The organism is Ruoffia tabacinasalis (assembly GCF_042652985.1).
Classification (GTDB): Bacteria; Bacillota; Bacilli; order Lactobacillales; family Aerococcaceae; genus Ruoffia; species Ruoffia tabacinasalis.
Window position 1 is genome coordinate 28210 of record NZ_JBHSHQ010000046.1, and the last position, 14487, is coordinate 42696.

Annotated in this window: 12 protein-coding genes and 1 other annotated feature; of the genes, 3 read left to right on the top strand and 9 right to left on the bottom strand. The window is 38.9% G+C overall.

The genetic code is table 11. The features are described from left to right. Window positions 1-139: 139 nt before the first annotated feature. The 3 genes from ACFO5Y_RS07815 to ACFO5Y_RS07825 all read right to left on the bottom strand — a co-directional run bounded on the left by ACFO5Y_RS07815 (window position 140) and on the right by ACFO5Y_RS07825 (window position 3019). Complete coding sequence (locus tag ACFO5Y_RS07815) at window positions 140-1753, bottom strand: CTP synthase (RefSeq protein ID WP_197104213.1); 1614 nt, start codon at window positions 1751-1753, stop codon at window positions 140-142. Between the two features lie 155 nt (window positions 1754-1908). Continuing rightward, window positions 1909-2559 carry a DNA-directed RNA polymerase subunit delta gene (gene rpoE, locus ACFO5Y_RS07820; protein WP_197104275.1) on the bottom strand — a complete coding sequence of 217 codons (651 nt, stop codon included), beginning with the start codon at window positions 2557-2559 and terminating at the stop codon, window positions 1909-1911. A 40-nt stretch (window positions 2560-2599) separates the two neighbouring features. Beyond that, on the bottom strand, window positions 2600-3019 hold the full coding sequence (locus ACFO5Y_RS07825) for a DUF1934 family protein (RefSeq protein WP_197104214.1): 420 nt from the start codon (window positions 3017-3019) through the stop codon (window positions 2600-2602). Between the two features lie 99 nt (window positions 3020-3118). Between ACFO5Y_RS07825 and ACFO5Y_RS07830 the strand changes: the two genes are divergently transcribed. Continuing rightward, the gene (locus tag ACFO5Y_RS07830; RefSeq protein WP_197104215.1) at window positions 3119-3973 is read left to right on the top strand and encodes a lipoate--protein ligase family protein; all 855 of its coding nucleotides are present in this window, start codon (window positions 3119-3121) and stop codon (window positions 3971-3973) included. Window positions 3974-3983: 10 nt separating this feature from the next. Further along, window positions 3984-5381, top strand: coding sequence for an HD domain-containing protein (locus tag ACFO5Y_RS07835; RefSeq protein ID WP_197104216.1), 1398 nt, complete (start codon window positions 3984-3986; stop codon window positions 5379-5381). A gap of 792 nt (window positions 5382-6173) precedes the next feature. Here the strand turns inward: ACFO5Y_RS07835 and ACFO5Y_RS07840 are convergent. The 5 genes from ACFO5Y_RS07840 to ACFO5Y_RS07860 all read right to left on the bottom strand — a co-directional run bounded on the left by ACFO5Y_RS07840 (window position 6174) and on the right by ACFO5Y_RS07860 (window position 11203). After that, entirely contained in the window at window positions 6174-7364 is a 1191-nt protein-coding gene (locus tag ACFO5Y_RS07840; protein ID WP_197104217.1) for a M20 metallopeptidase family protein, read from the bottom strand. 38 nt (window positions 7365-7402) lie between these two features. Then, window positions 7403-8275, bottom strand: a complete 873-nt coding sequence (locus tag ACFO5Y_RS07845) for a MetQ/NlpA family ABC transporter substrate-binding protein (RefSeq protein WP_197104218.1) — start codon at window positions 8273-8275, stop codon at window positions 7403-7405. Window positions 8276-8380: 105 nt separating this feature from the next. Beyond that, the gene (locus ACFO5Y_RS07850) at window positions 8381-9295 is read right to left on the bottom strand and encodes a MetQ/NlpA family ABC transporter substrate-binding protein (protein WP_197104219.1); all 915 of its coding nucleotides are present in this window, start codon (window positions 9293-9295) and stop codon (window positions 8381-8383) included. 23 nt (window positions 9296-9318) lie between these two features. Beyond that, entirely contained in the window at window positions 9319-10251 is a 933-nt protein-coding gene (locus ACFO5Y_RS07855) for a MetQ/NlpA family ABC transporter substrate-binding protein (RefSeq protein WP_197104220.1), read from the bottom strand. A 28-nt stretch (window positions 10252-10279) separates the two neighbouring features. Then, the gene (locus ACFO5Y_RS07860; protein WP_197104221.1) at window positions 10280-11203 is read right to left on the bottom strand and encodes a MetQ/NlpA family ABC transporter substrate-binding protein; all 924 of its coding nucleotides are present in this window, start codon (window positions 11201-11203) and stop codon (window positions 10280-10282) included. A gap of 98 nt (window positions 11204-11301) precedes the next feature. Continuing rightward, window positions 11302-11566: a binding site (T-box leader), on the bottom strand. Between the two features lie 101 nt (window positions 11567-11667). Between ACFO5Y_RS07860 and ACFO5Y_RS07865 the strand changes: the two genes are divergently transcribed. Next, a complete protein-coding gene (locus tag ACFO5Y_RS07865; protein WP_197104222.1) occupies window positions 11668-12837 on the top strand; it encodes an aminotransferase class I/II-fold pyridoxal phosphate-dependent enzyme in 1170 nt (389 codons plus the stop codon). A gap of 495 nt (window positions 12838-13332) precedes the next feature. On the opposite strand, the gene ACFO5Y_RS07870 is transcribed toward ACFO5Y_RS07865, so the two are convergent. Beyond that, window positions 13333-14484: an NADH-dependent flavin oxidoreductase gene (locus tag ACFO5Y_RS07870; RefSeq protein ID WP_197104223.1), complete on the bottom strand. Its 1152-nt coding sequence runs from the start codon at window positions 14482-14484 to the stop codon at window positions 13333-13335. Window positions 14485-14487: the final 3 nt, after the last annotated feature.

Here is a 14487-nt window from a genome sequence, read left to right on the forward strand (position 1 = left end):
TACAAAATGGGTTCACTATTAATCTCTATAAAATGCCTATAAAGAAATCAGTTAGCAACACTTTCGCGTCTCACGGAACACGATTAAAGCTTTACTACTTTTATGGAATTATAGTGATTATTTACACCAATGTCAATTGTTATTTGCGATTGTTTTGATGTTCTAAACTTGCTTCAATAAAGCCTTTAAAAATTGGTTGTGGACGGTTTGGACGTGAAGTGAATTCTGGGTGGAATTGCGGTGCCACAAAGAATGGGTGGTCTTTCAATTCAATAATCTCAACTAACTTCCCGTCAGGACTCACACCTGAGAATGACATACCGTGTTCGCTTAAAGCTTCACGGTACTCATTATTGAATTCATAACGGTGACGGTGACGTTCTTCAATCATTTCGCTTCCGTCGTATAAGTCACGAACTAATGAGCCTTCTGATAATTTTGCAGGGTATAGACCTAGACGTAATGTTCCACCTAAAGTCATATCTTCTGTTTGATCTGCTAATAAGGCAATGATTTTATGTGGTGATTCTGGGTCTAATTCTGAAGAATGTGCCCCTTTTAAGCCAACAACATTACGTGCAAACTCAACGGTCGCTAATTGCATACCTAAACAAATACCAAAGAATGGCACTTCTTCTTCACGAGCATAACGAATGGCTTCAATCTTACCTTCAACACCACGTTCACCAAAGCCGCCTGGCACTAAGATACCATCAACATCTTTCAAGTAAGAATCTACGTTGTCCGCGTTAATATCTTCAGCATTTATCCAAGATAATTCGATATCACTATTGTGGTAGAATCCGGCATGTTTTAAGGCTTCTACTACTGATAGGTATGCGTCAGGTAATTCAACGTATTTACCTACTAGACCAATTTTTACTTTGTTTTCTAGATGTAGAACGCGTTGTTCTAATTCTCTCCAACCAGTCATATCTGCTTCAGGTAAATCAAGACCAAAGTAATCTAAGACTAATTGGTCCATTTTTTGCTCTTGTAAACTTAATGGGATTGTGTAAAGTGTTTCAACGTCACGTGATTCAATCACCGCATCCGTTGTTACATCACAGAATAGAGCTAATTTATCTTTAATGCTTTGTGGTAATGCCTCTTCAGTTCTCACTACTAAAATGTTAGGCTGAATACCTAATGAACGTAATTCTTTCACACTATGTTGTGTTGGTTTTGTTTTTAATTCTCCTGCTGCTTTTAAGTAAGGAATTAAAGTTGTGTGAATGTAAAGAACATTTTCGTGTCCGATTTCTGTACGCATTTGACGTAGTGCTTCAATAAACGGTAGTCCTTCAATATCTCCAATTGTTCCACCGACTTCAGTGATAACAACGTCAGCGTCAGTTGTTTCTGCTGCACGCATAATTTTGTCTTTAATTTCGTTTGTCACGTGTGGTATAACTTGGACGGTTGCGCCATTATATTCACCTTGACGTTCTTTACGTAGAACTTCATCGTAGACTTTACCGGCTGTGACACTTGAGTATTCATTAACATTAATGTCGATAAATCGTTCATAATGGCCTAAATCTAAGTCAGTTTCTGCTCCATCATTTGTTACAAAAACCTCTCCATGTTGATATGGACTCATTGTACCTGGGTCAATGTTTAAGTATGGATCGAATTTTTGAATATTAACTTTCAATCCCCTGTTTTTAAGTAAACGTCCTAAAGACGCAGCGACGATACCTTTACCAATTGATGACACAACGCCACCTGTAACAAATATATATTTTGCCATTATTGTAAGCTCCTTTTTATATATTTTCGGGATATAAATAGAAAAGCCCCCTATTCCGATGGAATAGGGGTGCTAATTAAGTAGATTGACCTTCCTCTTGAAAGGTGCCCAATTTAGATAATACGATAACTTTGTCGTTTCGTCAATAAAAAATTTTAGTCTTCGTCTTCTTCCTCGAAAACTTCCTCTTCTTCATCTTCAAAATCGTCATCATCGATATCGTCATCAAAGTCCTCGTCGTCTTCATCAAGTTCTAGATCATCGTCACCTAGCTCAGATAAATCACGTGCATAGACACCAAGTTCTTGGTTGTCGTCTTCGTCATCTTCTTCGTCTTTAACGATTGGAACAACTTCTTCGACTTCATCTTCTTCATCGTCAAAGTCTTCTTCATCATCATAGATATCATCTAGATCTTCTGGATCATCATCGTTGTAGTCAATCATGTCGTCATTTTCGTCAAACGCATTTAGTTTGCGTTTTTTCTTGCGTCTGCGACGACGTGGTAAATCTTCATCATCAATTGAACTTACAATTTCTTCATCGATTGAATCGATGGGATACCAAGCGCGTAGTCCCCAACGGTTATCTCCTAATGAAATGAAGCGTCCATCAATATTGATGTCTGTATAAAAGCGTGTCATTTTCGCTTCCATCTCTTGTTCGCTTACATTTAAATAGTCTTGAATCGCAACCATTAATGCAGTGAAATCATAGACATCACCTGTCTCTTCAAGAATCGCATGTGCAACTTCAATCGAAGAAAGTTCTTCAATATTTTCATTCTCAAATTGTTTTAAAATCAAAGCTTCCACTTCCTTCCTCGTATTCTAATATATTACCGATTTAATTACGATAATGCAATTGAAATTCATAGTCTCCAAGCGGTTCTTCGTTAATTAATACTTGGTATTGAATCATTAACTTCACACCTGTTTCTGTTTCAGAAAATTGAACTTTTTCGGTCTCAACTGCTAATTCCCATAGCCCTTGCGGTGTCATATAGGATGTATATGTTTGTTTAAATGGATTAAACGTTAATGTATATTGCGGTTGTTTAATCTCTGCTATCAGATGCCCTGCGTCACGTTGAGTATACCACTTTACTTCAATTGGAATATCTTCGCGGTCGACGTAGGAGATTTTTGAAAAAGTCTTTAAATCAACTAACTCTCCTTTAGTCTCTAACAACCATTCATCTTTATGAGCTTGCTTATGATAGCGAATCTTTTGATCAACTTCAAGATAAATATTTTTTCTCTGCACATTTTCACCACACAATCTATAGTTATTTACTATTATAATCGATTTTTTGTTATAATTATACATAACTATAAAATAATTACAAAATGAAGGAAGGTTTCTATGCTTTCAAATCAAGAATATATATCATCCCAACAATGGCTTGTATTTTCAGAACAAGACAATCCATCAAAAAGGGATCCAAACAGTGCACTCAGTTACCAAGACAGCTTCATCCGCTGGGTTCCAGCTCTAAACGATTACGCTCGTAAACCTTATGGTGTCGTACACTTCTATCCATTTGACTATCCAGCTATCCTACTTGGGGCAAAAGATACTCGTCTGCCAGAACTGGGCAATGCGAATAATTATCTCGTTGACCTTGGTTACACACTAGTTCAACGTCCTCATGGTGGCTTAGCTGTTGTTAATGATCCGGGTGTCATAAACTTTGGACTGGTGAGTGATAATCGTCATTTTGACTTATCGATTGATCATGCTTACGAGCAAATGGTTGCTTTAGTGGCGCAGTCCTTAGAGTCATTCGGCGTAAAAGTAGAAAGCTATGAAATTCCAGATTCTTATTGCCCTGGTAAATACGACTTAGTTGTCAACGGGAAAAAAATTGGGGGCATTGCGCAACGTCGCTTCAAATCTGGTGTCACAACGGCTGCTTACTTAAGTGTCAACGGTGACCAACAAGCGCGTGCTGAATTAATCCAGGCTTATTACCGTACAGGTGAAGCGGGTAGTGACTATCCTTTAATCAATCCTAACTCAATGACAACGATTGAAGCAGTGATCGGTGAACCAATCCAAGTCGCTGAATATCAAAAATTAATAATTTCAACGATGGAAAAATACGGTTCACTGACTCAAGGCGACTATGAAAACCCTGAATTAAAAGCTTTATACGAAAAAGCTTTCGACAAGACAACCGCTCGGTCATACAAAATCCAACCTGATCAATTACCTTAAGGAGTTAATGATGGCTACTTATAATGAAAAATATCAATTACAAATCTTGCCTCGAGAGAAAGTATTTCGCGATCCCGTTCATGACTACATTCATATTCAAGATTCGATTATCTTAAAGTTAATTGATACGGTCGAGTTCCAACGTCTGCGTCGAATTCGTCAACTTGGAACGTCTTCTTACACTTTTCACGGTGCAGAGCATAGCCGTTTCAACCATTCTTTAGGTGTGTATGAGATTACTCGTCGCATCATCAACAATTTCGTACGTAATTATCCTAGTCTCGAAGCCGGTGATGGCTTATGGGATGATAGCGAACGCCTTGTTGCCTTATGTGCGGCACTTCTGCATGATATTGGACACGGACCCTTCTCACATACGTTTGAAGGAATTTTCGATACCGACCATGAAATTGTGACTCAAAAAATTATTATGTCGCCCGATACTGAAATTAACCATGTATTGAAGTTAATGGGTGATGATTTTCCAGAAAAAGTAGCCAGTGTCATTAATAAAACTTACCCTAATCAACAAGTCGTGCAATTAATCTCTAGCCAGATTGACGCTGACCGAATGGACTATCTAATTCGCGATGCCTATTATGCTGGCGTAAGTTACGGTGCTTTTGATATTACTCGAATTTTGCGTGTCATTCGACCGTTCAACAATCAAATTGTCTTTGATTTCTCAGGGATGCACGCAGTTGAACACTACATTGTGAGTCGCTATCAAATGTATATGCAAGTGTATTTTCACCCAGTTTCTCGCGGAATGGAAGAAGTGTTGCGGAACTTACTTGCCCGTGCAAAATATTGTTACGACCAAAAACCGGAATCAATGAAACATTCCATTGATTTGTTGATTCCTTTCTTAGAAGGTGAATGGGATTTAGAAGACTATTTACGTCTAGATGACTACGTTTTAAGTAGTTATTTCTCACATTGGTTACTTGAAGATGATGACATCTTGAAAGATTTAGCTTACCGCTTCTTAAACCGAAAACCGTTCAAGTCACTCTTATCGAGCGATGACCAACGTGATGAACTAACATCTTCGATTCAAAATGAAATGCTGGCAGAAGGCTATGACCCAGAATACTACTTTGGGGAAAATAGCTCCTTCGACTTGCCTTATGATTTCTATCGCCCTGACTCAACAAGTACGCGCACGCAAATTGATTTCTTAACAAAACAAAATCAAGTCGTCGAATTGTCACAAGTCAGTGCCTTAGTGCAATCCTTAACCGGAGTGCCGCGTGGTGAGCAACGCTTGTATTATCCACGTGAAGTCTTGCATACGATACTGAAAATCTCTGAAGCAGATTTAACCCCTGATCAGGAAAAAATAATCGCAGCTTATAATGAAGAAACGAATGATGTAACCTTTAATATTCAACAGAGATTATTTTAATATTTATGGCTTGGAATAAAGCTTATTCCCCAGCAATTTTGGTTGTATAACCGGAATTGTTGGGGATTTTGTTTGTGGTGGGGTGTGAGCGTGTCCCTGACATTTTCTCAAGGACATTTTTTCGTGTTTCGTGTCCCTGAGATTTTCTCAAGGATGGTTTGGTGCCTTGAATATTTCTCAGGGATCCTTTTCGGCGTTTTGCATCCCTGAGATTTTCTCAAGGATGGTTTGGTGCCTTGAATATTTCTCAGGGACAATTTTTCGTGTTTCGTGTCCTTGAGATTTTCTCAGGGACATTTTTTCGTGTTTCGTGTCCTTGAGATTTTCTCAGGGACATTTTTTCGTGTTTCGTGTCCTTGAGATTTTTTCAGGGATGGTTTGGTGCCTTGATAATTTCTCAGGGATCCTTTTCGGCGTTTTGCATCCCTGAGATTTTCTCAAGGATGGTTTGGTGCCTTGAATATTTCTCAGGGATCCTTTTCGGCGTTTTGCATCCCTGAGATTTTTTCAAGGATGGTTTGGTGCCCTGAATAGTTCTCAGGGATTCTTTTCGGCATTTTGCATCCCTGAGATTTTCTCAAGGATGGTTTGGTGCTCTGAATAGTTCTCAGGGACCTTTTTCGGCATATTGCATCCCTGAGATTTTCTCAAGGATGATTCGGTGCTCTAAATAGTTCTCAGGGATCCTTTTCGGCGTTTCGTGTCCCTGACTTTTTCTAAAGGACACATTTTCCGTACACCTAATTTTCCCTACCAAAAAAGGATACGTCACAATGACGTATCCTCAATAATCTAAGCTTGATTCAAGTAATCTAATGCGAATTCAACGTGGAAGGATGCCATGATTGGTAATACATCTTCATCTAAATTGAATTTCTCGTGATGCAAACCGTATGAAGTTTCTTCAGAGCTACTTACCCCAACGCGGGCATATGTTCCTGGTATCTTTGTTAAGAAGTCCGCAAAGTCATCTGAGCCCATACTTGGCTGGCTTTGTTTGATGACGTTTGCTTCTCCAACAATTTTCGCTCCAGCACGTTGGGCACGTAATGTTGCATCCTCGTCATTAATGTTTGGAGCTGCAGCCGGATAGTTTTCAAACTCAATCGTTGCCCCAAATACTTTCGCAATATCATGAGCAGTTTCTTCTATCTTAGCTAAAAAATGTTCGCGTGTTTCATGACTTAATGTACGTAATGTCCCCTCGATTTTTGCATGATTGGAAACAATATTATAACGCGTACCTGAAGTGAATTTTCCAATTCCAATTACTGCTGGTTCTAAGGGATTCAGTAAGCGGGATACTAAGTTTTGTAATTCCGTTACAATATTTGCTCCGGCAGCTAAAGCATCAACGCCAGTATGTGGGCGGGCAACATGGGCACTTTTACCTGTGACATTGATTGTAAAGATATCACAAGATGCCATGGTAGGACCTGACACTGCTTGAATGGTACCGACTGGTAAGGCTGGTTCTACATGCATACCAAACACTTGACCTACGCCATCTAATAGACCACTTTCGATAAATTGGTACGCACCGCTCCCAATTTCTTCTGCTTGTTGGAAAGCCACTAAGACAGTTCCAGCAAACTGTTCACGGTGTGATGCTAAATAAGCAACCGCACCAAGAAGCCCTGAGTTGTGGGCGTCATGACCACACGCATGCATAATCCCTTCATTTAATGATGGGAAGTCATGACTAGTCGCTTCAGTGATTTCTAAGGCATCAATATCCGCACGCAGTAATACTTTTCGCTCGCGTTGGCTTTGGGTCGAATCATTCTTTGTTCCTGTAATCGTCCCTAAAGTTCCTGTTTCACCGACTTTTCCAAAAGGAATATTGAGATCCGTAAGTATTTCTTGGATTTTCTCAGCTGTTTTAAATTCTTTTAAACTAGGTTCTGGGTGTTGATGGAAATGACGACGCCATGTTACGATTTGTTCTTTATTTGCTTGAATTTCTGGAATAACTTGTACCAATTTAGTTCCTACTTTCTATTGCCTTTATTACTTAGTTTCTACTCTGCCACTTCTGTGACCGTTTGATTCTCGATATCAACGTCGTATTCTCTGAATACTGGGATTAATGAACCGTCACTTGATTCTTTAATAATTTCTGCGATTTCATCTGTTTGGAATAACTCAACGATTTTTAAATATAATGGGTTGTCTTTGTCTTCTTCACGGGCTGCAATCACATTAATATACATCGGATTCACATTATCTAAATTATGAGCATCCGCAAAAATCGCATCTGAAACTTTAAGTCCTGCATCTGAAGCAAAACCAGTATTAATAATTGCCGCATCAACATCTTGCAGTACTACAGCTGCCATCGCTGGGTCTAATAATTCAAACTGTAAATCTTTGGGATTATCTAGAATATCTTTCTCTTCTGGGAAAATGCCCGCCGCCTCATCAACATCAATTAAGCCCGCAATTTCTAAGGCTTGAAGCGCGCGTCCATAAGTTGATGGATCGTTTGGAATCGCTATCGTTCCGCCATTTGGAATATCTTCCACTGACGTGTGTTTATCAGAATATAAACCTAAAGGCGTAATTAATGTATTCCCTATCGGTGTAATTGTTCCATTATTTTCATCATTCCAAGAAAATAGAAACGGATACCCTTGCGTAGCGTTTAAATCTAATGAGCCATTTTGTAAGGCTTCATTTGGTTGATTGTAATCTGAGAATAGCACAAGTTCAATTTCAATGCCTTCTTGTTCTAATGCATTTTCAACGACAACATTCCAATAGTCATAAGCATTTGAACTGGCTAAGCCTATCGTTACTTTCTCACCTTCAAATTCCCCTTGGGCAGAAGCTTGAGTCGGTAAAAAGCTTGCGATAGTAATGATTGCTAAGAATGAATATAATAATTTTTTCATTGTGGACCTCCATTTTTTATTAAAAAAAGCGCAAGTAAAGTCTACAACCACTTTCTTCATTGTAACTTACTTACGCTTTAAGTTTGTTTCTTTTAAAGTGTTTGACTATTCAGCCGATTCTTCTGACTCTTCTGATTCTTCCGTTGTTTCTTCTGATTCTGATGAATCTGATTCTTCTTCGCCTTCTTCAGTCCATGCTGGAACATCTCCACCGTTACTTGCTTCAGCTAATTTTTCAGCGACTTCGTCTGTTTGGTATAATTCTACAACTTTAGCAAATAATTCGCTGTCTGCGTTGTCACCATTTACTGCGATAATGTTTTTGTAATCATCTGGTAAGTCTGCAGGATTTTCTGCATCTAGAAAGATAGCATCTTCAACACTTAAACCAGCGTCTAAAGCAAATGTGTTGTTAATGACTGCTGCATCCACATCTGGTAAAGCTTGCGCAATTTGTGCTGCTTCTAATTCTTCAAATTGAATATTTAATGGGTTATCAGTTACATCTGCAACCGTTGGTAAAATACCTGCTTCATCATCGACTTCGATTAGGCCAGCTAATTCTAAACCTAATAATGCACGTCCACCATTTGTTGGGTCGTTAGGAATTGCGATCACTGCGTCTTCTGGAATCTCTTCAATTGAAGTAATTGATTCAGAATACACTCCTAATGGTGTAACATATGAGAAACCTAAAGCTTCTAGGTTACCATCATTTGCTTCATTCCATTCGTTTAAGAAAGCTACGTGTTGGAAAGCATTTAAATCTGTTGATCCGTCTTGTAAAGCAACGTTTGGTTGAACATAGTCTGTAAATAATACTAATTCAAGTTCAATACCTTCTTGCTCTAAGGCTTGTTCTGAAACAAATTCCCAAACTTGTTCTTCTGCTTCACTTACGACACCAACGGTTACTGTTTCGCCTTCAAATTCACCTTGAGCTTGAACTGCTGAAGTTGCTCCAACTAAAACACTACCTGCTAATGATAATACACCTAATGATTTAAAGAATTTTTTCATGATAAATCTCTCCTTTTTTATGTTTATTCAGTATCTTCTTCTGTTGATTCTTCGCTTGATTCTTCAGTTGACTCTTCTGATCCATCCGTACTTTCAGCAGACTCATAGCCTTCCCAAGCTGGAATACTTCCACCGTTACTTGATTCAATAATCACTTCCGCTACGTCAGCAGTTTGGTATAGTTCTACGATTTTTAATAGTAATGGACTTTCAGCATCTTCAGAACGTGCTGCAATAATATTACGGTAAGTATCACTTAACTCTTCTGGTGTATCTGTATCTACGAAGATAGCATCTTCTGTTACAGATAAACCTGCGTCTTCTGCATGACCTGTGTTAATAATCGCTGCTGCAACATCTGGTAGTGATTGTGGAATTTGAGCTGCATCTAATTCGATAATTTCTAGATTTAATGGGTTCTCAGTAATATCATCAATCGTTGGTAATACGCCTACAGCGTCATCCACTTCGATTAGTCCAGCGATTTCTAAGGCAAGTAAAGCACGCCCACCATTTGTTGGGTCATTAGGAACTGCGATACTGTCGCCATCTACAATTTCTTCTACCGATGTAATTTTGTCTGAGTATAAGCCCATCGGTGTCACTAATGTAAAGCCTAAGTTGACTAGATCTTCGTCGTTCGCTTCGTTCCAGTTTTCTAAAAAGGCAACGTGTTGAAAGGCATTTAAATCTAAAGACCCATTCGCTAAGGCTTCGTTCGGTTGGTTATAGTCAGTTAATAGTGTGACATCAATCTCAATACCTTCTTGTTCTAAAGCTTTATCAGCTACATAGCCCCAAACTTCTGCACCATTATCTCCAACAACACCTACATTGACTTTCTCGCCTTCAAATTCTCCCGAACTTTCTTGTGCAAATGCCACTTGAGTAGCTGGCGCTAGAATGAGTGAACTCGTTAAGGCAACTTTTCCTAACTTCTTAAGTAATTTTAACATAGCACTTTTCTCCTTTTATCTTTGACTATTAAGCATCTTCTTCCGTTGACTCTTCGCTACTTTCCTCTTCACTTGTTTCTTCGCTGCTTGCGTCTTCAGCATTTTCTCCAATCACTGGCGCATTTTCCCAGGCTGGTTTGTCACCATTGTTAGTTGTGTCATATAAAGCTTGAGCGACCTCTTCTGTTTGATAGTACTCAACGATTTGTAAATATAGGGCGTTGTCTTGGTTTTCTTCAAGAGCTGCAATGACATTTCGGTAAGCTTCATTTAATTCTTCTGGATAATCCGCGTCAACGAAAATGGCTTCATCTAAGCTCAGTCCCGCATCTGTTGCGAAGTTTAAGTTGATGAACGCTGCTGCAACATCTGGTAATGATAAAGCTAATTGAGCTGCATCTAATTCTTCAAATTCCAAGTTTAATGGGTTATCAGTAATATCATTGATTGTTGCTAAAGGTCCCACTTCATCATCTACTTCAATGACACCCGCCAATTCTAAACCAAGTAAAGCACGTCCACCGTTTGTTGGATCATTTGGAATAGCAATTGTATCGCCTTCTTGTAAGTCATCTAAAGATTCGATGTTTTCTGAGTATGCACCCATAGGTGAAACAAAGGTATAACCAATTCCAGTTAAACTTCCGTCATTCGCTTCATTCCAGTCATCTAAAAATGCTACGTGTTGGAAGGCGTTTAAATCAAGGGAACCGTCTTGTAAAGCAATGTTTGGTTGAACATAGTCACTGAATAAAACTAAATCAACGGTGATTCCATCCGCTTCTGCTTTCTCAACAACGACATCCCAGACTTCTTCTGATGGCCCAGGTACAATCCCGACCGATACTTCTTCCCCTTCAAATTCACTTTGTGCTTGTACCGGAGCACTTGCACCGACTAATAAACTTGCTGCTAATCCGACAACACTTAAACCTTTTAACCATTTTCTCATTTCTATCTCTCCTTGTTTACTAATATATTGACCGTTCTATTATTTGACAAAAAATGACTTGCGACATAAAATTAACTACAAAAAAACTCCCATCCTATGAAAAGGACGAGAGTATAAACTTCGTGTTACCACCTTAATTTGTCATTTCATCACTGAAATAACCTCTACCAGTACATTTGTTTAAAATACAATAACCATATACTGTGGCATCTCTAACGGGTGCATCCGTTCATCCTTATTGCGTTACGCATTCAGAATGACCGCTCAGTAGCCATTTTCAACCGATCGTCACTTACTCACTTTCACCAAGCGTGAGCTCTCTAAAAAGTTTGATTGATTTACTTTCCACATCAAAGCGTTTTATTTATCTGTTGAGACTATAATAGTACACAAATTTTACTTTGTCAAACATTTTATTAAAAAATATGTTAGACTTAAGCATATTATTAGAGGAGTTGATGAGAATGGATTATAAAAACATTAATAAACACTTACTAAACACGTCGGAGAATCTCATCCGACTTTTTAACGACCAAATCAGTCACATTGAAGATTTGTTATTTTTCAATGTTGGTGAACCGGATTTTCCGACACCAGAAAATATTAAACAAGCAGCAATCAAATCAATTAATGCCGACCAAAGTTTCTATGCCCATTCTCGTGGGGTGTATGAGTTGCGTGAAGCGATTCAACGTTACTTGAAACGTAAATATGACTTGGATTATTCACCAGATGATCAAATCATCGTCACAGCGGGGGCAACCCAAGCTTTATACCTGGCGGTGACGGGCTTAGTTAATCAAGGAGACGAAGTGTTAGTCGTTGATCCTAACTATGTTATCTATAATACGCAAATTTCTTTATCCGGCGCAAAAGCTGTTGCCATTGATGTTAGTTCAACTCAATTTAAGTTAACACCTGAATTATTAAAAGCAGCGATTACAGATAAGACAAAGGCCTTACTTTTAAATCACCCGACAAACCCTACGGGAGTTACTTATACTCATGATGAAATTCAAGCCTTAGCTGAAGTCATTAAAGAGCATCAAATTTATGTCATCTCAGATGAAGTGTATTCAGAATTTAGTTACGGTTCTAAGCATACATCGATGGCAAAATTTGTACCTGAGTTGACTTTATTAATTAATGGAACGTCAAAATCTCATGCAATGACTGGCTGGCGATCTGCTTTCCTAGCCGGACCTGCGGATTTAATTAACTCTATCTACCCACTACATCAGTCAGTTCTGACAGCGATTAGTACTCAAATTCAATACGCTAGTATCGAAGCCTACGACAATAGCGATGCCGAAATTCAACGCATGTTAGAAGATTATCAAGCACGCCGTGATTTTTTTATCGAAGGGTTAAGTGAATTGGAATATGACTTCATTATTCCTGAAGGTGCCTTTTATCTTTTCAGCAAAATCCCAGCTTGGTATGAAGGTGACGATTACCAATTCTGTCTAGATTTAGCCCATGAAGTTAAAATCGCTGTCACACCTGCTCAAATATTTGGTGAAGCAGGTCGCGGACACTTTAGAATCAGTTATGTTTCAAGTATGGCCAATTTAAAAACACTACTTGAACAACTTAAAGCTTTCGAAACGTCTTATAAAGAAAAGAAAGCATAGGAATAGCAAAAGCACTCAACGCGGGTTGAGTGCTTTTTTGTGATTTTGATTAAATTAGTATTCGTATTAAATTCGAGTACTCGATTAGAGCTAAACACGCACTCGTTTCAGATTCGAGTACTTGATTAGTGCTAAACACGCACTCGTTTTTAATTCGAGTACTTGATTAGAGCTAATCACGCACTCGTTTTTAATTCGAGTACTTGATTAGAGCTAATCATGCAGTCGTTTCAATTTCGAGTACTTGATTAGAGCTAATCATGCAGTCGTTTCAATTTCGAGTACTCGATTAGAGCTAATCATGCAGTCGTTTCAATTTCGAGTACTCGATTAGAGCTAAACACGCAATCGTTTCAGATTCGAGTACTCGATGAGAACTTATAATGGTCTTATGAACGTGGACAACCAGAGACTCACTGATTTCTTTCGCAGACTATATTTATTTCTATCATAATAATCGCAGTCATGCTTTGTCCGCTACTCTATAGTCAAGTCTCACTTTTCAATTTGTTCGATCGTTTCTTTTGGAACGGACCCGTTCCCTCTCAATGCCCCAGCCATTAAATAAAATCGCTCCGGTAAGGCTAGGTCTGAAACGTCTTCTGCATCTAAAGAAATAGAATCATCAGCGCCTGCTTTCAATTTCTGCATTAAATCTGGCTCGACAATCGCTGCTGACCCCATCGCAAGAATATCTACATAATTCAAAGCTTCGAGCAACTTATCTGGACTCGTTAAGTCCCCTGCTCCAATGAGTAATGTACGATCCGCTAATAATTCGTGGACAACTTCATTAATTACTTCCCCTTTATGCTCACCGAGACGGGCTTTGTTTTTAAAGCCATTGGGTCCAAATTGAGATACATGAATATAATCCACACCTAATTCAGCCACTTGATCGATTAAATATAAGGCGTCATCAAAGTTATAGCCGACTACCTCACCGTGAATTTCTTCTGGACTTATTCGATAACCAATGATGAAGCCATCATTAGCGTATTCACTGACTACTTCTTGAACAGCTTTCACTACAGCTAAAGGAAAGGCAGCTCGTTTCTCTCGGCTTCCGCCCCACTCATCGTCGCGTTCGTTTGATAATTCTGAGAAGAATTGTTGAATTAAATAATGATTCGCCCCATGAATTTCAACTCCATCAAAACCGGCTTCAATTGCACGTTTAGTAGCATCTGCAAAGTACTGCACAAATTCATAAACTTCCTCATTCGTCATACCTGTGACCGGGTAGTCTAAGAAAGCAAAATCTTTCGTACTTGGTCCATAGACTTTGCCTTCATCTTGATAGGTATACTTGGCTTGTCGACCAGGATGGAAAATCTGAAGCATCGCTTTTGCACCCTTTGCTTTCATAGCGTTGGCTAATTTCTTCATTCCAGGAATGTGCTCATCTGATTGGATACCCAAGCCGTAACCAAAGGCATTTCCATATGGCCCAACATTCGCAGCTCCGGTTAATAATAAGGATCCTGTTTGACTGCGTCGTTCAAAATATTTTAGATCATCTTCACCGACAAAACCTTCGTAAGTTGACCCTACTGCCACCATCGGCGCCATCGCGAATCGCGATGAAAGCTGACTGCCATTAGGTAGATTTACAGCTTGGAATAGTCTTTCAAATTGTTGATTCATTAA